The organism is Moorena sp. SIO4A5 (genome assembly GCF_010672005.1).
Lineage (GTDB): Bacteria > Cyanobacteriota > Cyanobacteriia > Cyanobacteriales > Coleofasciculaceae > Moorena.
On record NZ_JAAHHZ010000002.1, the window covers coordinates 137,771 to 161,236 of the forward strand.

The window sequence follows — 23,466 nt, forward strand, 5'->3', positions numbered from 1 at the left end:
TGGTTAGTGGTTAGTGGTTAGTGGTTAGTGGTCATTAGTCATAATTCTGATCAACTTTAAACTTGCCAACCGATGTTTGTAATTCTTCAGCAATACTGACAGTGTCTTGGAGGGAGTGGGAGATATGTTCTGTTGACTCGTAGGTGCGTTCTGAGATTTGGGCAATGTCTTTCATTACGTTGGTCACAGCGCTTGAGGTTTCCGCTTGGGAAACGGTAGCTTGGAATATGGATTGAATGAATTGGTCGATTTGGGTGGAGACGTTGAGGATTTGACCAAAACTGTCTTTGGCTTCTTGAACTAGATAGGTGCCTTCGACCACTTGGGTAGTCCCCAGTTCCATGGCTTCCACCACTTCGGAGGTGCCTTGTTGGATGTTATCTACAATTTGTTCAATTTCTTTAGTGGCCGTGGCAGCGCGAGCAGCGAGTTCTCCAACTTCTTCGGCAACCACTGCAAATCCTTGCCCCTCTTCTCCAGCTCGGGCAGCTTCTATGCCAGCGTTGATCGACAATAGGTTGGTTTGCAGGGCAATTTGGTTAATAAATGCCACCACTTGGGAAATTTGCTGGGAGGATTCCCCGAGGCGCTTGACTTTTTTGGCAGTTTCTGCTATTGTATCTCTCAAGATTAGGATACTGGCAACAGAGCGCTCAATAGCGTAGGTGCCGCTTTGGGCGGTGTTGGCAGCGGTATGGGCGACAGCAGCGGCTTGGCGGGCATTAAAGGCTACCTCTTGAATAGAACCAGTCATTTGAGCCACAGAATCTAGGGTGTCGGTGATTTCCTGGGTTTGTTGGAGTGCGGCTTCAGACAGTTGATGAATAGCTCCAGCATTGTCCCCAACAGACTGGTGTACCTCAGTAGCAGCAGTTTTGACTTGGGTAACAATCCCTCTTAGACTTTCGATGACGGCATTGAAGAAATCAGCCACAGTGCCAATTTCCCCACTGAGGATCTCAGCCCTTACCGTGAGGTCACCTTGGGCAGCTCCTTCCACTTTATTAACCAGTTCTAACAGTTGCAACTGTAGGGCTTCCCGTTGTTGCTGTTGTTCCTGGGAAACTACTTCCGCAGCAATGCGGGCTTGTTTGAGCTGGTCCACTAGCTTGGCTTGCTCAAGGGCAAAGCCCAATTGAATCGCCATCTGCGTGAAAAAGTTGATGTCTGATTCTTGCCAATGCCGGGTACCGGAACACTGATGGGCGACCAACAGTCCCAGTAATTTGTCCTCCCCTAAGATGGGGGCGACTAGGTGAGCTTTGACTTTAAACGGTTCAAGTTGACCAAAGTAACACTCACTCAAGTCTGCCTGGTAAATGTTATCCAAGGCAGTAACTCTACCCTGCTGATACTTTTCCACATATTGGTGGGCAAAGCAGGGGTCAGCAATTTCTGCTCCTAGGGATTTCGGCCAGCCATGACCCACGGATTCGGCGACAATGGTTCCTTGCCAATTTTCGTCAAACAGATAGACTAGGACTCGGTCGGTTTTCAGAGCTTCTCGGATGCCACTGATGGCTGACTGGTAGATTTCCTCGACTGTGAAGGATTTCCGGATACCGGAGGTAATCTCAATGACTTGCCCAGCTCGGTCGGCTTCGGCGGTCTTCACTGTGGCGAGACTGGCACTGCTTAAGGCTAGTCCTAAGTGGGTGGCTAATTCCTGTAGAAAGTCAATCTCATCGGTGCGCCATACTCGAGTGTTAGAACACTGATGGGCTACCAATAAGCCAATTAGATTATCCACCCCCACAATCGGGACGACCAGGTTTGCCTTGACTTGCAGTCGGTTCAACAACTGCATATGGCCCGAGGAATATTTCTGTGCTTGGACATCACTGGTGGGCACAACCCTTCCCTTGCGATAGGCTTCCAGCAATTTTCTGGGAATACAAGCATCGGTGATTTCGTTGGCGATTGCTTTTGGCCAAGGGGAGTCTACCGCTTCAGCCACAATGGTTCCCCGATAGCCTGGGTCAAAATAATAGATCACCACCCGGTCGGCGGCTAACTTTTCCTTAGCAGCATTTACCACTAAATCAAAGGCATGGGCTTTCTGATCAGGTTTGGCAGCATGGGTGACAACATCAGCAAATAACCGAGCCTTGTCTAGGGAAGCTTGTTGCTTAGCAACTAGGGTCTGTAGCTGAGATGCCATACGGTTGATATTTGACCCAAGTACCCCCAGCTCATCGGTTCCCACCAGCTCCAAACGGGTATCCAGTTGCCCTTCCCCGAGGGCTTTCACTGCCTTGGTAGCTGCTAACAAGGGACTGGTCAACCGGTTAGCGAGATAGACAGCTACTGCAGCAACTAATAAGGTGGTCAGGGAGATTCCCAGGGTCAGGGTGAGGAGTAATTGTCGCTGGGGCAGAAATGCGATCGCATCTGGGGTGGCCATGACTGCTACCCAGGGAAGGTCGGGTAAGTCGTTGATTTTACGAAAGGGGGTATAGGATAGCAGATCCTGATGCTTTTTGACCCGATCAGACGTGACGAGACTATCAGGTTTGTCAGCAGTTTGCAGTTCCTTGGCGTCCGGGAATACCTTGGTTAGGGGCTGATTAACGATATTGCTTTGGTTGGAGAGAAAAATTTTACCGTTGCTGGTATTGATTAAGTAAAGTTCTTCGCGATCGCTGCCCATCAGGTTGATCGAATCTTGAAGGTGTTGGATGGGCATCCGGGATTGGATAACTGCGACCAGCTCTTTTGTATTTTCGTCAAGTACCGGTGCAGCTAAGTAAAGGGATAACTGACCAGACGCATCCGAGTTTATTGGTTGACTAATCACCGGTTGTTTGGTCTTGATCACCTGCTCAAAATAAGACCGGGAGCTGGGATTATCTACAGGAGTCTGATTAGATTTGGCAATGACTTTGCCGGTTAAGTCGAAAACAGCTATACTGTCGTAGACCTGGTAAATGTCTAGGTAGCGGTTTAATAATAGGGCTTGTCTTTCCGAAAGGGAGATGGTCTGCTGTTGACTGGAATTAGTAAAAACTGGGAGCGTAGCTAGAAATCGAATATCGGCATAGCGGTCTTGTATGAAGCCCTTGAGGTTGTCTTCTAGGCTAACTACCCTAGCAATGTTTTTTTGGTAAATTTCTTGGGTAATAGATTGGTTGGCTAAGTGATAGGCAATAGAGCCAATCAGCAGTACAGGAATAGTGCCTAGGGTGATGAATAATGATGTTACTTTAGTTTTTAAGCTGAGTTTAAGACCCCCAGAGCTTTTGGAACTGCTAGGTGGTTCAGTGGAGCCTATAAGCTCAACCCCATCCTGATCGGAGTTTTGGGTTGGTTCTGTGCTAGTCACATTTATAACTGAGTCCAATTCGGCATGGTGACGATACCTGTCTTTGGTTACCCCTTGACTATTTAAATCCTGATTAATTTCATTATTATATATTGATTTATCAAATTGTTTCACCATAAAAAAGCACCATTACCTGGCTACCAACTTATTTTTTATCAAAGCATTGATATATCTATTATCTAAAAAAAAAGTATCGTTTGAGGGTAGTTTTAAATTAACAATCAACAATTCCCAGCTGGCATTGAGTTTAAGTCAATTCCCGTTAAATTAGGTGTTGTGTAAAAGAGATGAAGCCATAATTGCCAAACCATCTAGTACTAACAAAATTTCTTGCTCTTGCAAAGCGCATCCCCGTAAGTAGGGAACCAAACCCGATGACACTTGTCCCAGTGGAGATTGAATACAATCGGGTGTGAGTCGCAACACCCCTTCAATGCTTTGGACTGCAACCCCTAAAGACGCTGACTGATTACGGAGCGTCACTATGTTGTACTGTTGAACATTAGTTTCTACGGTCGGTAAACCTAGCATTTGAGCTAGATCAATTACCCACAAAACACGAGAACGCCGATTCATCAACCCCTGTACGTACAGGGGCATATTTGGCATGGGGGTCAGACGCTCTTGGGGCAAGACTAGAACTTCCTGGGCTTGATGCATAGATATAACCGCAGGGGTTTGTTCATTTAACAAAAATTTAAGATAAGCATCCCCGATATTATTGTGTTCTTCAGATGGTTTGGTTATACTAGCTAACTGAGACCAGGTTTGGGGGGTATGGGCTAGTGCTGACGTATTCATTAATTCACAAGTAAACCTATGTTAGGAGACCGATCATTGGTGAGTTGATATATAATTGCTGAGTTTGCCAAGATATTGGTTAAGTAAAGTCTAACCAATAGACTAACCTATAATAGTAACCTATAACAGAGGGATATGTTTTTATAAAACCACCCTAAATGTCTGAATAAATCAACACCGAATTCAGCTTTTTATCCTTCATAGATATAAAGTAGATAGATACCCAATGATTAGTTGAGATGTTTAAACACTATCTTGAGGAGATCGGATTGGTTAAACGGTTTAGTCAAGTAACCAGATGCTCCAACAAGTTTAGCCTTAGCTCGGTCTAGGAAACCAGTATTGCCAGTTACCATAATAATTGGGGTATGTTTAAAAAGTGAATGCTTTCGTAACAGAGAACATAGCTCATAACCATCTAAGTTTGGCATGGCAACATCGAGTAAAATTAGGTCAGGCTTAATGCGGATAACTTGCATTAATGCCCTAACTGGGTCATTAATCATGACAACAGAGAAACTTTTATCTTCCAAGAAGGAGTTAATGGCATTTAAAACACTTGTACTATCATCAATGCAAGCAATCTTGTAAGTTTTACTGGTAGACGTTGGTTGTTGATTAACCGAGGTATGATGCTGAAATCTCTGCTCTAATGGAGCCGAGTTATTTAGAGAGGATTCGTGAATTGAGTTCAATGGTGTAGAATTTCCGATTGGGACTACAGAATGAGAGCTATAGGGATTATTCACTGGCTTTGATTGAGAAGAGGCCTGATTTTGTAACTGTTCGTAACAGTGTTCAACAATTGTGCGAAGGTCAAGCCTACAAAATTTAGGCAAATCCTCAGATGGGTTAGTCTCAAGTAATTGGTAAGTTCCTTCTTTCTCTGACAGCAGAGAACCTATTACCTCTTCAGCCAATTCTTCGATTAGACTTGCTGCCTGAACGGAATTCAGATAATGTTGATTGACCAACCAACAAATTGCTTGGTAATCTGAAGGATAACTTGAAGTACTGTTTAAGTTGGCTTCAAAGAGCAGACGAACCTGAACCCGAACGGCACTAACAAGGGTAGTAATTCTACGACTTAGACGAGATAAGTAATGGTCTAGGCGATCAAAGGGGTTGATGGAGTTTGAGGCATAGATTAATTTACCATTTTCTAGATAGATTGACCAAGAAACTGAACCACTAGATACTTGTAAACATCCATTGGCATGACGACTGGATAATTGAGCCAATAAGGAAAGGGGGTTTAGTTTTTTATCATGCCTGTAGCTATTGATGTAGGTGGAGTTCATTTTTCTCTAATCCGCTGTAAATCAATTGATGAAAAAAATCAATACTAATGATTGATTTCCTTGGCGTAATAGTTAGCTACATCCTAGCTAGGGTAGATTCCGTAAAGTTTTATTGAAGTGAAATTATTTTTTTAACTAAAAATCGATTTTCCAAACAAATAACAGCCATACCCTAACTAAAACTGTACAATAGGTTATGTGACTAGTAAAGATTACCTAATCAACTTAGGTAGTAGCTGCTTCCCTGAATTTGATATCTCAGAAATGAATGGGAGCTGAGATTCAAAAATTAAACGGTTTTAAGTTATTTGAAAAAAAATGAGGGGTGGATTCTCATTTGCATTGCACCATGACATCCAAGAGTGAAGGGTAACTATAGTCAGCTTGCATACACCCTCTAGGGACAGAAAAACTTTCCCAATACTAGATTAACCAAAAATTCACTCGTTGCCCATTATCTTAACAAGCTTGTCTATCATTATGTGTAAAGCTTACATAAATTAGTTTTCACAATGGATGAAGTTAGTGTAATTACTTAGTGACTATTTAGTGGCTGGGAGAGAATATTACCAAACAATGGGTCATGGGAAAAATTTCGTAATTTATCCTGATAGTCGGCAGTACTGGCCTAATAAATAAGAAGCTTAGCTAAAATTACTTTAAGATTTGGCTAATGACATTAACGACAAGTTAGTTAATATAACCAAAATTGCACTTGTCAATATCCTTATTTGAAAGTTATAATCGATGGAGCTCGAATAAGGTGTTACACACTTAACTTGCGCACTGAAGTCAGACTAGCCTACGGCAAGTCGAAGAAAGCGTCTACGTTTATATAGCCCCTATATAACCCTACTATGCACAGGTTTGGGGGGCTAGTGCAAGATATGAGGTATATTAGTATACTACTATAATAATTACTTTGTGTGATTGCTAGCAAAGAAGTGCTTTCCATCACCAGGGTGATTTGCTCAAAACGTTTCCCGCTCTACAGGGAGACGCCAAAAAATAGTTAGCTTAGATAAGACGTTACTTCGGCAATCTACCCTGGGAGAAATTGTCCCCTACTCTAGGAATAACGTTAGGAATAAACTCATCTGGATGCTAGCTACCATTAACAATTAACAATCAGCGCTAGTAATGCTGCGAAAGCAGTTCGTACAGCCATATTTTGTCGTTTTATCGATTGGTTAGACAAGTATCGGAAGCTATTCATCCCTTACAAAGCCAGTTAAGGTTACATTTGGGTTCAATTTTTTATCAAGTCCCATTAAATCGCGCTATAGCTATAAACTCCATTCAAAACGTCTTTTGCTGATCAAATATCATGACTCATTTTGGCATAATTTGTCCTGCTGCTTCTGGTCATCTTAATCCTATGACTACTTTAGGTTACGAACTGAAACAGCGTGGTCATCGCGTCACCGTATTAGGAATTGAAGACGTTCAAGCAAAAGTTCTAGCCGCAGGATTAGAATTTCAAGTGATTGGCAAGTCTGATTTTCCCAAAGGAACAACAAAAGACTTATTTATTAAACTAGCTAATCTGAGTGGATTTAAGGCATTCCAGTATACAATTAATAGGATTGTCAATGTAGCCAAAATATTTCTTCGAGATGCTCCAGAAGTAATTAAAGCAGAAGGTATAGAGCTATTGTTAGTCGATCAAGTTTCTCCAGAAGGAGGAACTATCGCTGAGTATCTAGACATTCCTTTTATTAGTGTATGCAGTGCCTTAATGCTGAATCGGGAAATAAGTGTTCCTCCCTGTATAACCTACTGGCATTATGACCCTTTATGGCGGGGAATTCTACGTAACCGATTGGGTTACGCACTGCTTTCTATTATGGTTATAAAATCTATGCAAAAAGTTCTTAATCAGTATCGTAAGCAGTGGAATTTATCTCCCTATAATAAGCCCAATCAAAACTATTCCCAGTTAGCTCAACTAAGTCAACAGCCTGCTGAATTTGAATTTCCTAGAAAAGAACTACCGTCTTGTTTTCATTTCACAGGGCCTTATAGTAATCCAGCGAGTCGAGAACCTGCCTCTTTTCCTTATGAAAAGTTGACTGGAAAACCATTAATTTATGCTTCTATGGGAACTTTACAAAATCGGCTCCTTTGGGTTTTTAAAATGATTGCAGAAGCTTGTGTGGGATTAGATGCTCAATTAGTGATTGCTTTAGGTGGGGGTGCTAGTCCAGAATCTTTGCCAGAATTGCCCGGAAATCCCATAGTTGTTGGCTATGCACCTCAATTAGAACTTTTACAAAAAGCCAGTCTTACCATCACTCACGCAGGAATGAATACTACCCTAGAATCCTTGAGTAATGGAGTACCAATGGTAGCTATTCCCATTACCAACGATCAACCTGGAGTGGCGGCGCGGATCGCTTGGACAGGAACAGGGGAGGTAATACCTTTGGGAAAAGTCAGGGTGGAGAAGTTACAAAAGGCTATCAAACGAGTCTTAACCGAAGATTCCTATAAAAAGAATGCTTTGAGGCTACAAGAGGGAATTAGACGAGCAGGGGGAGTGAGTCGAGCTGCTGATATTATCGAGCAGGTTGCTGCTACAGGTAAACCAGTTTTTGTTTCAACAAAACAATAATACAATTATTAAACGGAATAATTTTATGTCTAATCAGGATAACCCATCAGAAGTAATAATAAATCCTAATTACAATTCCAAAAGTGAGACAGACAGAGTATTTGGTGTTTTAGATAGTTTAAAAACAGATTATGATGACACTCAATCCTCTTTGGCTAACGAAGATTTATCTGATGCTAATAAGCCAGTGTTAAGTATGTCATCTCTTGGAAAATTTGGACGTTTTGGTAATCAATTTTTTCAATATGCTTTTTTAAAAATTTGTGCAGAAAAGAGTGGATCAAAAGTAGAATGCCCTGCTTGGATTGGTCAGACTATTTTTGGACATAACGATCCACCAATTTCTAAGCAATTACCTCCTGCCATTGAGTATGAATATATGGCAAAAAGTCTATGTGATGCAGTTCCAGAATTAATTCATTACCTGGAAAAGATAGGAGAGGCTAAGAGTTATTTATTTGGTTCAGAAGTATTAGAAATAGGTCTAAGTAATTTAGATATTTGGGGCGTTTTCCACTTCCACACTCGATGCCTAAAACCTTATCGGCAATATTTTCGCTCCTTGTTTGAACCCGTAAGCGATCTTAAATTTACTTTAGAGGATGGTTTAAATAGTCTTCGTTCCAAAGGCAAAACAATCGTTGGTATTCACATTCGACGAGGAGATTACATAACAGAAACACGGTTAGGTTCCACATTCGTGTTTCCCACAAAATGGTATTGTGAATGGCTCGAAGGGATATGGGAACAATTGGAAGATCCGGTTCTTTTGGTATGCAGTGACGATATTGATAGTATAATTTCCGGTTTTGAAAAATTTTCTCCTGTAACTACACGGGACTTAAATATTCGGTTGCCAGAAAGAATGAAAGACTTAGACTTAGACTTCTATATCGATTTCTTTATGTTAAGTAAATGTGATGTAGTTTGTACTAGTAATAGCACTTTTAGCTTTTCTGCTTGTATGCTTAACGATCGTGCCAAAATGTTTGTCCGTCCACATTGGGATTTCTCCACGAAATTTAAAGCATTCGATCCTTGGGATAGTGACCCAATTTTATGGATAGGAGATAAACAACCAAAAATGTACAAAAATTTCGCTTAAATTTTATACGTTACGTACTCTAACCAAGGCATTTGGGTGATGCTTAAGTCTATATTTATCTACTTACCTAAAAGCTTGATCAGAGCATGGGCAATCCGAGTTTATCTTGGTTACCAAATCGAAAGTATAATTGGTGTAGTTAAAACTCTATTGTCTATATTAAGTTGGCCTTATGCTTACATAGTAAGCACAAGAAAAAGAGAGTATTAAGATGGTAAGGGTAAAACAATCAAAAAAATCAAGTCAAATACAGCGGTTGCATCCCACTTTGAAATAAAAATACCGCAAATAACTGATCGTGATTATAACGCCCACATAAAAAGATATATTTGCAAAAATGAGATGCTCCCCATCGATAGGGTGCATCTCATTTTTGTAAAAAATAAAGGAAGTGTGGGTTGTGTTCGCGAGAGTTTTATTAAAATTTTTGCCTAATTTTAAAAGTGATATGCACCCCACGCTTAGTCCCATGACCTGATTTTGGCAGAGTTATGGTAAGATTTTCAATAGGTAGATATTGTTGCACATTAGAGACCTATTTTTTTCTAATACACAATGCTATTAGCTTTACATACCCAATATTTAAGCCTGTTTTTTTGCCTCTTTATAACCTTCCGCATATGAACCCGAAATTTCCCTCATGTAAGGTTCTAACTTATGGAAAAGTTTATCATATTTTTTGGTAACTTCTGGCAATAAGTTTATGGGACGTGGTTCGATGACGCTTTTATAATCAAAATTTGATTTTGATTTTAAGTTTAGAAAATCCAGACTCTTTAAAAGAGGAGTTTCAGGGGCATGACATAGTTCTTCGTATGTGATATAAATATAGTCTGTTTTTGGTAATGAAATAATATTATTGAAGTAGTAATCATGGAATTGAACAGTCTTTTGAGTAACTTGGCTTAATGCGAGGTTAAAGTAAGGTGAATATAAAATTCGAGAGATTAAACGTCGAACAGGTTGGTTTAATATATTTCTGTAATCTCTGGAAATTAGAGCAGTGTATTCGCACCTAGTAGATAACATCAGACGTATTGCTTTTAGTTTAGAATTGATTATATGAATCGGATTACGGTGAATGAAAATAAACTTAGCTGCCGGAAAAACACTCTTCACATACATATAATTTGGAAAATCCCATGGATTCTTCAGCAACAGAGGTTTATCTGGATCGGATACCAATTGAATTTTGCGGCATAACTCTTTTAAAATAGGTAAATTATTAGGGGTAAGACGTGCTCTTTTTCCGGTTTTATTATTAATAATAAAACCATACTCTTCTGGTAAATTTGGAGTTACAATTACTTTATCAATAGTGCGATTGATTATCCCCAATGATTTAAAAAGTTCCGCTAATTCTTGAATAGCCTGTTCCTCAGTTTGATTCATATGATTAAACAAAAGCTCATCATATTTCATGATATGATAAGCTTTGACAAAGTTAAAACACTCCGTCGCCACCAATAGTTTGTATAATAAAGTTGTACCAGACCGATGATCTCCCATAATAAAAATCGGATTAAAATCTACTTTTTGCAGTAAATTTAGGTAAGGTTTGTCAGAAACAGTATTATTAGTTTTAGATTGCATATTCTCTATCAGCCTTATTTCTATGTTTGATCAAAAACTGGGTTACCTGTAGATACCACAAATGTCTTTAAGGGTTTGTGGCTCCCGTTTATTGTTATTTATAGTTTATTGTTATTTATAGTTTATTGGTGATCTGGTCAAATTTGTACTCCTGATAAACAAATGAAAGGTCTTTCATAATCTGCTCTCTTGTTAAGTTAAATTCTTCAAGATTTCTGACACGATGTTTGCGTTTATAGTTTTTCTGTTGTTGCGCTTGTTCTTTGATAGAGTATTTTAATTGCTCGCTGGGATTAATTCCCGTAAAATCAACTATTTCTTCTAAGGCTTTATCTAAATCAGATATTAATAAATAATAATGCAGAATTCTGACGTTAGCTTCTGGTATTTCTTGATTTTTTTTAAGCTTATAAAAATAGCGATAAAGGTCTACATTATAGCGATATCGCCTTTGTTCATATCGTTTTATTTTATCTAGTGGTATATTTTTTATCCCCCATTGGTTATCGATAAAATTTCTATCCAGGGAAAGATGAGAAGGAATTGTTTCGTGAGGTGAACGAACTAAATAGATAAATTTGGCATCTGGAAATATTTCTAGCAATGTTTTAATACGGTGAGTAGAAAAATGAATTTGGGCAATTACTTGTTTTTTCCCTGTGTAATAGATATGCCGCTTTAAACAACTTTCAAAAAATTTTACTGAACTTCGACGACGAGATGCTGGTTGCTGATCATGGAAGCGAAGCTCGGGATGCTCCTGATCATCAAAGGCTAGGGGTGTTGTTAAAAGCACAAATTGAGTATCGGCTTCGTGAAGAAATAATAGTTCTTCTTCTTCTACTTTGTCAAGATAAATTCCATGTCCAATATCATCAGGTATCAGGGAGTTTAGATTGTGTTTAACTAAATAGTCAACCAGAGGTTTAACTAAAATACGAGCTGTAAGTGATGGCACAAAAATATGCCAAGCTTTGAATGTGCTAAATTCTTCTGTCTGGGTTAATACATGATGGAGGAAAGTAGTTCCACTCCGAGGGTGTCCAATGATAAATATCGGTTTCACCACTTTAATGTCACGATACTTAGAAAATAAAATTTCATCTAAAGCCAGGGTTAGTCTAACCAAAATAAAAGCTAAGGGTGGCAAAAATACCCATAAAAAAAACCAGTGGCTGATCCCAAAGGTTTTCCAACAGGAAATAATAATTCTGTAATAAACTTTTAACATGTTTTATGTCCCAATTATGGTAAATAATTTTTATTAAAAATAGACATATATAGCAGTTCTCAATATTTGAGAACTGCTATAATAACTAATTAGTGTGTCTGTGGAACAGGCTTAGGGCTTTACTGCCACCTGTTGACCACTGGCTGGTGTTCGCCGGAACTGAATCGGTTTGCGGGGAACTAAACCTGCCTTTTGTTGCCATTGAGCGATCTCAGAGAACGACCAGTTACTACCAGCAGTGGTCAAGGATAAAAACAAATTCCCCAATCCACCCAGTTGTCCATCTTGTTTGGAAGGAAGTATAGTTTTCTGAACGACGAGATGGCCTCCAGGTCGCAGAGCTTGAGCCAAACGCTGAAATAGCTCAATATTGGTTTGTTCATCAAACTGGTGTACTAGGTTAGCCATAAAGACTAAGTCATAGACATTGGTGCCTAGATCGTCTGTAAGAACATTGCCAGCTTTGTACACCACGCGATCGCCCATGCCTTCCTCGGCAAGAAGCGGTCGTGCATATTCAATCTGCTCAGGTAAATCGAGGATGACCGCTTCAAGGTCAGGGTAGCGGCGGCAGAGGGTTACTGAAAAATAGCCGTGAGAGCCACCAACATCTAGCATATTCTGAGCACGAGTTGGTACAGGTGTGTATTGAACTACCTCAGGAGCAGCTAGGCTAGCGATTGAGCGCAGACCCCGATGATAAAGTTGGCAGTGATGGGGGGTCATTTTATCCTGAGATTCCAGAGGCTCTCCAGTGCGGATGAACTCTTCTAAGTGGGTCAGCCATTCCCAGGCCAAAACCCGGCTAATGGTGAAATCGTAAAGTGACGACTCATTCTCACTTAGTAGCCATTTACGGGCAACTACAGCCAAGCTATAGGACTCCCCCTCTTTGGCAAGGTAATTTGTAGCAACAAGAGCATCTAAAAGCTGGCTTAAGGCATGCTTGTTGAGATTACACCGCTCAGCAATCTCTTGGGCGGAAAGTGAACTTGAGCCTATGGCTTCAAATACACCTAGCTCTGTTGCTGCTATGATAGATCGAGCTAGAATCAGGCAAGCTTGAGTTTCAATCGCAGGTTGGGGTACTTGCCCCAAGGCAAGGGCACTCTTTTCGAGCAAGTTTTCAGGATTAATACCAACTCTCATCTAGAACTATTAGCTCCTTTAATAAATCCAATGACTGGAATAAAACGGGGTCGATTGGCAAAGACATCAGCATAGTTGGTGTCTTCGCTTAAGGCTTGTTCTTCAGTGTGAATACGCCGACTCATTAATAGAGCATTAGCGATGCTGAAAACGATAGTGGTGAAATAAGCAGTATGGATCAGGGGTAAAGCGGCGATTTCCAGAATTACTCCTAGCCAATTGGGATGCTTTAGGTAAAGGTAAATTCCTGAGTTAACTACAGGGTTGTCTGGGAAGGTGATGATCGCAAGAGTCCAACGCTTTTTTAGCGATCGCATTGATAAATACCGCAAGCCTTGACCAGCTACAGTAAGCATCAGTGCGATCGCTGCCAATCCTGGCATAAAAGGGCGGTTGAACCACCAAACCTCGTTAATCATTGCTGCAAACCAGCTCACCTGCAATACTTTTACTATCCAAAGAGAATTTGAGCCATATTCTCGTCCTCCGTTAGTAAGCAAGTATGTTGCATTCTGTTTGCTGATACGAAGTTCAATCAGTCGCTGTAAAATCACCGCAACTACAATAAGCGTGAAGAGAACCTTAGTAATCATGGAGCGCTTCCTACCATTGCAATAGCAGAATTTCTTGGGAGAAACCTGGTCCCATTGCGACCATCAAGCCATAACTACCTGGACTCGGCTGCTCTTGAGATAAGACTTCATTAAGCATATAGAGCACAGTGGATGAAGACATATTGCCAATTTTTTCTAGGGTGTCCCAGCTAAGCTGTACTGCTTCCTGAGTCAGTCCAAATTCCTCTTGTATAGTTTTAATTACCTTCGGTCCACCTGGATGCACAATCCAGGTGGATATATCATCTGTTGATAAGTTATGCTTGTTCAGCAGTGGGTCAATCACCTCTCGCAGTCCTCCTTTGAGATGGTCAGACACTTCAGGTCTGAGAATATTCTTGAACCCGGTATCGGCAATATCCATTCCCATCAAGTGAGTGGTATTGGGAAGCAACATTGAGGCAATATCAATTACCCGAGGTTGACCTGGCTTGGCTAAGGGATGATCGCGACCTACCATTAAGACTGCTCCCATCCCATCAGCAAACAGTGCAGCAGTAACGATAGAGCAAATGATTTCGCTGTACAGAGAGGGGTCGTCTGGTAGTTTAGAAATCATTGTTTGCAATTCCATTTGCAACGAACCCTGCCACAGAGTAGAGGAGAGTTCACCAGCAAAGAAAATTGCAGCATCCTTGGGGTGTCCCTCTAGGTACTCTGTCACTCGCGCTATACCTGCTGCTCCACCCATACAGCCATAGCCAAACATTGGTAGTCGTTTAATGTACCGTGAGAAAGGAATGCGATTCATTAACCGAGCTTCCAGGGAGGGAACCGAAATGGTTAGTGTAGAGGAAGCGATTAATCCGATCTCCTCGGGGTCGATGCCGGTTGAAGATAACAATGACCCCACAGTTTTTTCAAAGTTATCGAGAGCAAGGTTTATAGACCGCTCAGCAGTGACTCCGGGAGTCGATGGGTCAAAGAAGAAATCTAGGGAGTGGGTGAAATAACGGCCTTTGATATTGACATTGGTGAAAAAGCGGTCGATGGTATCTAGATCAAAATCTAGATTCATCGCGATGCAAAACTTTTTGACCGCTGTGGCTAGCACTTCTTGAGGATAGTAGTGCTCGGGAAAGGTGAAGGCAGTACCAGCAATAACAGGCATGATAATTTTAGTCTTAAATAGCTTAAAAGTTAGTGGGTTTAAAGTTAGTTGTTTTAAGGTTGCAAGTTAGTCGGTTTTTCGCGTAGCGTGGCCTTTTTGCCAAGGTTGAAAGATTTTGCTGCTTTGTCAAAATAGTGGTTAGTGGTTAGTAATTAGTAGTGAGTAGTTAGTAGTTAGCACTTAGATTAGGAAGATTGTTATTCTTTGTTCTGAGGAATAGTATCTCGGTGGTAGCCTACTCTGGATCAGGGAGTAGGATTTGACACTATCCCATCAGCCCATCAGCCCATCAGCCCATCAGCCCATCACCCCATCACTCCATCACCTTGACAAGTTGGCTAAGTTGGGTAGCGATCGCTTCCAATAAAAGCTGGTCATGGCTCTTCAGGAAGAAGTGGTCGCCGGGAAACATTTGCATGGTGAAGTCTCTCTGGGTCTGCTTGCGCCAAGCCTCAAGTTGCGAATCACTGACTTTGGGGTCGGATTTGCCACCAAACACCGTGATTGGGCAATCGAGGGGATCTGCACTGGAGTAGAAGTAAGTTTCCAAAATCGCAAAGTCTGCTCGCAACACCGGGAGGAATAGGTCCATCAGCTCAGGGTTTTGTAATGTTTCCTCTGGTGTTCCATTTAAACGACCTAGTGAGTCGATAAACTCATCATCAGGCAGTCGATGGATGGGTAGATTCAGATCCGGTACCTGAGGAGCAGGGCTTGCAGAAACAAATAGGTGAACTGGGCTCGGTAAATTCTGTTTGCGTAACTCACGGGCAAGCTCAAAGCTGATTAACCCTCCTAAACTGTGACCGAAAAAGGCAAAAGGAATGTCTAAGTAAGAACGCAAAACAGGTGTGAGCGCCTTAATCAAAGCTGAGAGGCGAGTAAATGGCTCTTCTTCGAGTCGGTTCTCTCGCCCAGGCAGTTGAATTGAACAAACCTCAATGTCTGGTGGTAGAAATTCTAACCAAGAGCGGAAAATAGAAGCACCAGCTCCGGCATAGGGAAAGCAAAATAGACGTAGTTTTGCGTGAGGATTCAGCTTTGGACGGGTGACCCAAAGATTGGCTTGAGCTACTACCTTCTCGGAAGAGGTGATTGTCCCTGAAGACTCATTAGTTGAATCCATTGAGTCCGTACTGCTTGGTTTGCCTTCAGTTCCTTCATTAGGTGATGAGTTGGCTTCTTTAACAACCAGCAGAAGAACTTGGGTGATAAAATCTTCAATGCTCAAACCAATGAAGTATTCTAGAGGGACAAGCACCTCTAGATCAGTCTCAATTTGATTCCTGAGCTCAACACCCACTATGGAGTCAAGTCCTATGCTATGAAGGGGCTGCTGTAAGTCCAGTTGGCTGACACCAATTCCCATAACCCTGGCTAATAATTCTGTCAAGTAAGACCCCAACAGTCCGTGGCGTTCTTCTGGTTCTGCTGCCAGCAATTTAGCGCGGGTTAGACTTGGCTTAGCTTCTGGTGCGACACCATCATTAGGGGTCGATTTCCCATTAAGTTCTGATGGCATGCTCACGGTTAGGGTTACCCCTGAACTCTCCTGTTCAGTTGAGTTAGGAACTACATCCAACCAGTAACGCGATCGCTGCCAAGGATAAGAGGGCAAGGAAACACACTGACCCCCAGATGGATAGCGTCGGCTCCAGTCTACTGAGTAGCCCTGGGTGTAGAGAGTACCCAAAGAACCCAACATAACTGCTGTTTCCGGTTGCTGTCGCCGTAGAGAAGGCAATACTGTTCCGTTTTTGTCTGAGTTTTTCAGACACTGGGAGATATTTATCCCTAGGACTGGGTGGGGGCTAATCTCTACAAATAGATTATGCTTAGTCTTGATCAGTTTATCAATGGCAGCGGCAAAATGCACGGGCTCTCTGATATTGCGTCCCCAGTAGGCAGCATCAAAATTTTCACCCTCATGAGCTAGACCTGTAACGGTTGAGATGATTGGAATAGATGCAGTTTGAGGTGTAATTCCTTGAAGCGATCGCACTAATTGATCTTGATACGGCTCCATCTGGGGACTGTGGAAAGCATAATTCACCCGCATCATCTTACAGAAAATCTGTCGCTGCTCAAGGGACTCAAGCACTTCTTCCAGGGCTGCTGCTTCACCTGATAGAACCAGTGAGGTAGGACTATTGATGGCAGCAATAGACAGACGACCGGCATACTTAGCTAAGAGTTCTTCTGCCTCAGCTACGGACAACTCCACAGCTGCCATTTTCCCAAAACCTGTTCCCTGCTGCATTAAGCGAGCACGGTGGAAAACAACTTCTACTGCATCCTCCAAGCTAAGAGCTCCCGCAACATGAGCTGCTGCTACTTCTCCCACGCTATGCCCGATAATGGCATTGGGTTCTATTCCCCAAGACCGCCACAAAGTAGCTAAAGCGACTTGCAAGGCAAAAATAGCTGGCTGGGCAATCTCAGTTTCTGCCAAGCGGGATGTTGACTCATTAGCAGTCAGTTCTTCCAGCAGTGACCAGTTGGCATAAGAACGTAGCAGCTGATCGCACTTCTCTATAGTGGACGAAAAGACCGGTTCAGTAGATAATAATTCACGCCCCATCCCCCACCATTGGGGTCCTTGACCAGAAAAGACAAAAACTAGCTTAGGACGCCGGTTCCGTTGCTTACGACCCCAAGACAGACCAGAGTAAGTTTCTCCAGAGCAAAATGCTTTAAGGCCCTCAGTCAGTTCCTCACAGTTTTGAAATACCAGGGACAAACGGTGGTCATGATTAGAACGTCGTACACTAGCTGTATAACAAATGTCTGATAATGAGGCAGTGCTACCAGACGCTGCTGGTGTTACGAGTTTCTGATACTGCTGAGCTAAAGCTATGAGAGCTTCTGGACTGCGAGCAGATAAGGGAAGCAGATAAGGTGACGAGGAGATCTCAGGAGAAACAACTGTGTTTTTCTCCAACTCCTCATCCCCTTGGGCAGCTTGCTCTAGAATGATATGGGCGTTAGTTCCGCCAAAACCAAAGGAACTCAAGCCAGCCAAAGCTAGACCATCGGTTTCCGGCCAAGGGGTCAGGCTTTGCTGTACCTGAAGCAGAAGTTTGTCGAAGGCAATATAGGGATTCGCTGTTTGGAAATGCAGGCTCGGTGGTATCTTGCCATGATGTAACGATAGCGCTACCTTAATTAGACCAGCAATGCCAGCGGCAGATTCTAGATGACCGATATTGGTTTTAGCGGAACCGATAATACAGGGGTTGTCCGGAGAACGGTCTTGACTCAACACAGCCCCTAGTGCTTCCGCCTCAATTGGGTCTCCTAGGGGAGTGCCTGTACCGTGAGCTTCGACATAGTCAATTTGAGCTGGTGCCACTCCAGCATTTGCCAAGGCTTGGCGGATAACTGCTTCTTGAGACGGACCATTGGGAGCGGTAAGTCCGTTGCTACGGCCATCTTGGTTAAGGGCTGAACCCTTGATCAGAGCAATGATATTGTCATTGTCTCTAATCGCATCCTCCAGACGTTTGAGTACTACAACACCACAGCCTTCTCCCCGGACATAACCGTTGGCTCTAGCATCAAAAGTTTTACAACGCCCATCTGTAGCCATCATTTGTGCCTGAGAGAAAATGATGGTCAACTGTGGAGACAGCAGCAGATTAACTCCACCCGCCAAGGCTAAATTAGACTCTCCACTCTGCAGACTTTGACAGGCAAGATGTACAGCCACCAATGAAGAGGAACAGGCTGTGTCAATCGCCATACTCGGTCCTCGAAAATCAAATAAGTAGGAGAGGCGGTTAGCAGCAATACTTAAAGCATTGCCAGTCCCCATGTAGGCATTGATGGCATTATACCCTCCTTCCTGAAAGCGCTGGTGGTAATCACCGGCAGAAATACCAACAAAAACACCTGTGTTACTGTGGGCTAGTTTTTCTAATACCTGCCCAGAATTTTCCAGAGCTTCCCAAGCTACCTCTAGCAAAAGTCGCTGCTGCGGGTCGATATAAACTGTCTCTCTCGGAGTAATTCCAAAAAATTGGGGGTCAAATTGATCTACTTGTTCTAAAAAGCCACCCCACCGAGTACTCATTTTTCCTGGAGTACCAGGTTTAGGATCGTAGAACGCATCGATATCCCACCGATCGGCTGGTACTTCTGTAATGGCATCTACCCCGTTACATAGGAGCCGCCAATACTCCTCCGGGTTTCTGGCACCAGGAAAACGACAACCTAGACCAATAATTGCGATCGCATCCATTTCTTAACCTTCATCTGAACTTTGGTCATGATTACCACTACTGGCTGCTTGATGTTTAACTATTGGGATCTTCAGCTAAACGTTCTGCTAGGGCTTCGATGTTGGGATAGTTCCACAACAGGGTGGGAGATACCTCACGGCCAAGATAGTTTTCTAATCTACTTAAAAGAATCAAAGCATCCGCTGATTCTAGGTTGTAGCTTTCAAATGGTTCCTGGATATCTATCTCTTCAGGATCAACCTCCAGTCCTTCGGCGAGTTGAGAAACTAACCAGGCTTGAATAGCTTCTTCAGTATGACATTCTTGATCGATTTTATCAGGGATAGTTTCAAGCATTTTGTTTACTTTTTTAGTGATTTATAATTTGTAATTAGTCAAAAGTAAATTGCCAATTACTAATTGGTAATTGCAGTTAATTGATGTTAATGGCAATTGTCAATTTTCAATTTTCAATTTGTCTTTCGACTTTTGCATTTTCTACTTCGTCATTAGCTGGTGACTGTGGTGTGAGTAGATACCCGTCTTCCATACGAAGGATGCGATCAGCAACATCCAAAATTCTGTTATCGTGAGTCACCATCAAAATAGCGCATCCTTGCTCATGAGCTAGTCGTTGCATAAGATCAACCACATCTCGACCTGTCTTACTATCTAAGGCAGCAGTTGGTTCATCTGCTAAGACCAATTTGGGATTATTGACTAAAGCACGGGCAATGGCTACCCGTTGTTTTTGCCCCCCAGAAAGGTTTTGAGGGTAGTGATTAACTCGATCCCCCAGCTTAACCAGTTGGAGCATAGCTTCAGCTCTAGTGCGAGCTTCCCGGTGAGAGATGCCTCGATGCAGTTCAATCGCCATTTGAACATTTTCTCGGGCTGTCAAGAACTCTAGTAAGTTGTGAGCTTGAAAAATATAACCAATGTGGCTACGCACTGACACTAATTGTTCAGGACTAGCGCCATACAATTCTCGGTCTAGAATTTTTAGACTTCCCTCTTGTACAGAACGCAATCCTCCAATTAACGTCAACAACGTTGTTTTCCCTGACCCCGATGGCCCCGTTAGAATGACAATTTCTCCAGATTTTATTTCCAGATTAATGTCAAATAAAATTTGGCTCCTTAATGACCGTTGACCCAAGTAATGATTCAGTTTTTTTAGATCAATCAAAATTTCTTGGGACATCGGCTTCTTGGATTATAATCTAGTAATTATCAAGTTTCTGTCTAGTAACTATCAAACTTTTGATAAGAAAACTAGAAAATATCAGCTGGATCAGCAGACCGCATTTTGTTAACAGCCAAGACACCAGAAGCAAAACACATTAAAATGGTTACTATTAAAACTATAGAGGCTTGATTAAGTCTTATCTCCATTGGTAACCCAGTAGCATCCCTGACAACATTATACAGACCTATAGAGATTGTCAATCCTGGGATATACCCTAAAACAGCTAATATAACAGACTGTTGAAATACTACAGATAATAAGTATTGGTTTGGATAGCCAATTGCTTTTAGAGTCGCATAGGCAACTAAGTTAGTAGAAATATTACTATGAAGAATTTGATAGACAATAACTATACCAACAACTGCGGCCATAAATAGCATCATACCAAGGATAAATCCAACGGGAGTTCTTGTCTGCCAATACTTTTTTTCAAAGTCAATAAATTCTTGATAAGAAAAAACTAGAACATCTTTAGATAAGTGGTTTCTCAAATTTTTTAAAACCATTGCAGGATCTGCATCAGGTTTGAGGGTAATGACTCCTACATCAACCATCCCTGAATTGAGATCGAATATCCGGAACAATGTTGAGTCGCCAACTACTAAATTACCGTCCACCCCAAAGGAAGGTCCTAGACTAAACAAGCCTCCAACCTTAACTCGATAACCTTTTCTTGCTGCAAAACCAAATATTTCGATAGTTTGTTCCGTGTTTCCCTGCTCAAAGTTCTCAGCAATTGGACCAAAATCAGATCTAGACTTCCGGTCAAATAAAACTACATTAGGAAGTTTAAGCATATCCATATTTTGATTAACTTCCGGGGAATTAAGTACAGGCTTTCCCGGATCAAAGCCAATAACATAGATTGAGAACTTTTGATCAGTAATGGGATTTTTAAATTTCGCAAATCTTAGATATAAGGGACTAACTGATTCTACTCCATTAAATCCTAGAGCCTGATATAAACGCTCTCTAGGAAAGCTCTGCTTAGCTGTCAATGATTTATATTGGGAACTGATTAAAAACAAATCACCTTTGATAATCTGATGCACCTTGGTAGCACTAGTATAGAGAGAATCATTAAACCCAATTTGCATAAAAATAAGAACAACGATAAACGCAATACCAGCTAGAGCAACCAGAAAACGAACTCTTTGTCTCGCTAGTTGTAACCAGGCAATAGGAAGTTGGAGAATCATTATTCAAGCATTTTGCTAAATGAGATGTCTGGGGAATTTAATATAGTAGTTTTAAATGGGGTGAGGGACTTTCGTCCTGGGTTAATGGGAGTAGGGAGTAGCGATGCGGCGCTGCATCGCTTGACAACAACGATAGACAGACATCAGCCATTTTGATAAACGTTTATTGCCGATTCAACACTTCTGAATCTGGTTAACCGAGTTACAGGTGAATCCTCACCTCTACTTGTAAGTTCGTAAATGCTGCAACTCGTTGACTGTCTACGGAATCATCAAGGCGGATTTTAACGTCCACCACTTTACGATCTGTATCTGATCCAGGATTAACATCAAAAACCTGTTGTCTGTCAATTTGTAAACCAATCTCAGCGACTGTTCCCTGTATTTTCCCCTCAAAAGCAGCGCTACTAATAGTAGCTTTTTGACCCAGATGGACTTTGCTAATATCCGTTTCATGGACTTCTGCGATTACATACATCTGGTCGGTTTGACCTAGCTCAACAATCCCATTACTGCCAATAATTTCTCCAGATTTGGTGTGAACTTTCAGGACTTGTCCATCGATAGGAGAACGGATGTAGGTTAAATCTAGTTCAGCTTGAGCAAGCTTGACAGCAGCGATCGCACTCTCAATCTCTCCCTGAGATATTTGTACATCTACTGGACGAACCTCAGTAATACGGTCTAGAGTCGCTTTTGCTTGAGTGATCTGTTCTTGACCGGTGTCCATAGTCCGTCGCCGAGTCGCTTTTGCTTCATTAATTTGCTCTTGAATCGTTTCCACAGTTCGTTTCAGAGCAGCATTTGCTTCATTAATTTGCTCTTGAATCGTTTCCACTTGCAGACGTTTACTGTCAAAAAGAGAGGCAGAAATTACCCCTTCTTGATAGAGTTGTTGATTACGTCGATACTCGGCTTGAGCATTACGCAATTGGGCTTGTAAGCGAGCCAGGTTTGCTTTCTGTGTCGCCACTTCCCCTCGTAACTGAGCTTGTAAGCGAGCCAGGGTTGCTTCCTGTGCCGCCACTTCCCCTCGTAACTGAGCTTGTAAGCGAGCAATCGTTGCCTCTTGTGCCGAAATTTCTCCTGCCTGAGCCCCAGCTTTGACTTTCTTCAGACGAGCTTGGGAAATTTTAACCTTTTGCTTAGCTTGTTCTAAAGTAGCAAAACGAAGAGCATAACTGTCTAGCAGAGCGATGATTTGCCCTGCCTTAATCTTGTCTCCTTCCTTCACTAAAAGTTGGTCAACTCGGGTACCTCCTACAGAATTAGGGGCAGACAAACGAGTCACTCCTCCTTGAGGCTCTAGACGTCCAAGGGCAGTGACCCCAACCATGACCATGGTATTTTCTGGGGAATTTGATATAGAACCTTGACGTTTCGATTCAAATTGGGGCAAGCCATATAGATAAATCCCCCCAGTAGCTAAAGTCATAGCTGCTGAGAAAATCAGATACCATTGACTTACAGGGTTTGTAAATGATTGACTTTCTTTATGCACGATAATCCTTAGTTGGCAATAGTAGTGGAGAAGTGCATCGCAATGCCACTGGGTTCACTGTATAATAAATTCTGTTGTACATTAACCTCATCTAAGAACATGAGGCAGGAAACATGGATGGTTTTAAGTGGCTAAATTTGCTATTGATTCAGCAATAAAACCAAATCATACATATATAGCATTTATGAATTTGGTGAGGTACTTTCGTCCTGGGTTAATGGGAGCAGGAATCCCCCCTAACCACCCTGAGTAAGGGAGGAAGGGAGTAGGGAGTAGCGAGAATAAAATTGACTTTACCTCATAAGTACGATAAACCCTATAGGATCTTGACCATCACTAGATGGCACTAGTGTTTACAAAGTTTGGCAAGTTGGTAAAAATAAAATTATTTATGAATGTTGCCCGTACAGCACTGAACCTATTTAAAAAAAAACGGTTATTACCCTAAATTAAACT

General features: G+C 41.9%; 15 protein-coding genes. 2 read left to right on the forward strand and 13 right to left on the reverse strand.

What is annotated here, in order from left to right; all coding sequences use genetic code 11:
• Window positions 1-34: 34 nt before the first annotated feature.
• From F6K57_RS02095 to F6K57_RS02105, 3 genes are all read right to left on the reverse strand, one after another.
• Window positions 35-3,439, reverse strand: coding sequence for a GAF domain-containing protein (locus F6K57_RS02095; protein ID WP_293064371.1), 3,405 nt, complete (start codon window positions 3,437-3,439; stop codon window positions 35-37).
• Window positions 3,440-3,589: 150 nt separating this feature from the next.
• Window positions 3,590-4,123, reverse strand: coding sequence for a chemotaxis protein CheW (locus F6K57_RS02100; protein ID WP_293064374.1), 534 nt, complete (start codon window positions 4,121-4,123; stop codon window positions 3,590-3,592).
• Window positions 4,124-4,353: 230 nt separating this feature from the next.
• Complete coding sequence (locus F6K57_RS02105) at window positions 4,354-5,424, reverse strand: response regulator (protein WP_293047221.1); 1,071 nt, start codon at window positions 5,422-5,424, stop codon at window positions 4,354-4,356.
• Window positions 5,425-6,751: 1,327 nt separating this feature from the next.
• Here F6K57_RS02105 and F6K57_RS02110 point away from each other — a divergent pair.
• Both F6K57_RS02110 and F6K57_RS02115 read left to right on the forward strand, forming a co-directional pair.
• Window positions 6,752-8,038 (forward strand): glycosyltransferase, encoded by a 1,287-nt coding sequence (locus F6K57_RS02110; protein ID WP_293064377.1) that lies wholly within the window; start codon window positions 6,752-6,754, stop codon window positions 8,036-8,038.
• Between the two features lie 25 nt (window positions 8,039-8,063).
• Entirely contained in the window at window positions 8,064-9,143 is a 1,080-nt protein-coding gene (locus tag F6K57_RS02115) for an alpha-1,2-fucosyltransferase (protein WP_293064379.1), read from the forward strand.
• A gap of 582 nt (window positions 9,144-9,725) precedes the next feature.
• On the opposite strand, the gene F6K57_RS02120 is transcribed toward F6K57_RS02115, so the two are convergent.
• The 10 genes from F6K57_RS02120 to F6K57_RS02170 all read right to left on the reverse strand — a co-directional run bounded on the left by F6K57_RS02120 (window position 9,726) and on the right by F6K57_RS02170 (window position 22,944).
• On the reverse strand, window positions 9,726-10,736 hold the full coding sequence (locus F6K57_RS02120) for a sulfotransferase (RefSeq protein ID WP_293064382.1): 1,011 nt from the start codon (window positions 10,734-10,736) through the stop codon (window positions 9,726-9,728).
• Window positions 10,737-10,851: 115 nt separating this feature from the next.
• Entirely contained in the window at window positions 10,852-11,967 is a 1,116-nt protein-coding gene (locus F6K57_RS02125) for a sulfotransferase (RefSeq protein WP_293064383.1), read from the reverse strand.
• A 111-nt stretch (window positions 11,968-12,078) separates the two neighbouring features.
• Window positions 12,079-13,116: a class I SAM-dependent methyltransferase gene (locus F6K57_RS02130; protein WP_293064386.1), complete on the reverse strand. Its 1,038-nt coding sequence runs from the start codon at window positions 13,114-13,116 to the stop codon at window positions 12,079-12,081.
• A complete protein-coding gene (locus tag F6K57_RS02135) occupies window positions 13,113-13,709 on the reverse strand; it encodes an isoprenylcysteine carboxylmethyltransferase family protein (protein ID WP_293064388.1) in 597 nt (198 codons plus the stop codon). The genes F6K57_RS02130 and F6K57_RS02135 overlap by 4 nt, the downstream gene beginning before the upstream one ends.
• A 10-nt stretch (window positions 13,710-13,719) precedes the next feature.
• Window positions 13,720-14,841, reverse strand: a complete 1,122-nt coding sequence (locus F6K57_RS02140; protein WP_293064391.1) for a 3-oxoacyl-[acyl-carrier-protein] synthase III C-terminal domain-containing protein — start codon at window positions 14,839-14,841, stop codon at window positions 13,720-13,722.
• A gap of 313 nt (window positions 14,842-15,154) precedes the next feature.
• On the reverse strand, window positions 15,155-19,081 hold the full coding sequence (locus F6K57_RS02150; protein ID WP_364300855.1) for an alpha/beta fold hydrolase: 3,927 nt from the start codon (window positions 19,079-19,081) through the stop codon (window positions 15,155-15,157).
• A 55-nt stretch (window positions 19,082-19,136) separates the two neighbouring features.
• Complete coding sequence (locus F6K57_RS02155; protein WP_293064394.1) at window positions 19,137-19,418, reverse strand: acyl carrier protein; 282 nt, start codon at window positions 19,416-19,418, stop codon at window positions 19,137-19,139.
• 106 nt (window positions 19,419-19,524) lie between these two features.
• Window positions 19,525-20,265: a DevA family ABC transporter ATP-binding protein gene (locus F6K57_RS02160; RefSeq protein ID WP_293064397.1), complete on the reverse strand. Its 741-nt coding sequence runs from the start codon at window positions 20,263-20,265 to the stop codon at window positions 19,525-19,527.
• A 71-nt stretch (window positions 20,266-20,336) separates the two neighbouring features.
• Complete coding sequence (devC, locus tag F6K57_RS02165) at window positions 20,337-21,509, reverse strand: ABC transporter permease DevC (RefSeq protein WP_293064400.1); 1,173 nt, start codon at window positions 21,507-21,509, stop codon at window positions 20,337-20,339.
• Between the two features lie 202 nt (window positions 21,510-21,711).
• A complete protein-coding gene (locus F6K57_RS02170; protein ID WP_293064403.1) occupies window positions 21,712-22,944 on the reverse strand; it encodes an ABC exporter membrane fusion protein in 1,233 nt (410 codons plus the stop codon).
• Window positions 22,945-23,466: the final 522 nt, after the last annotated feature.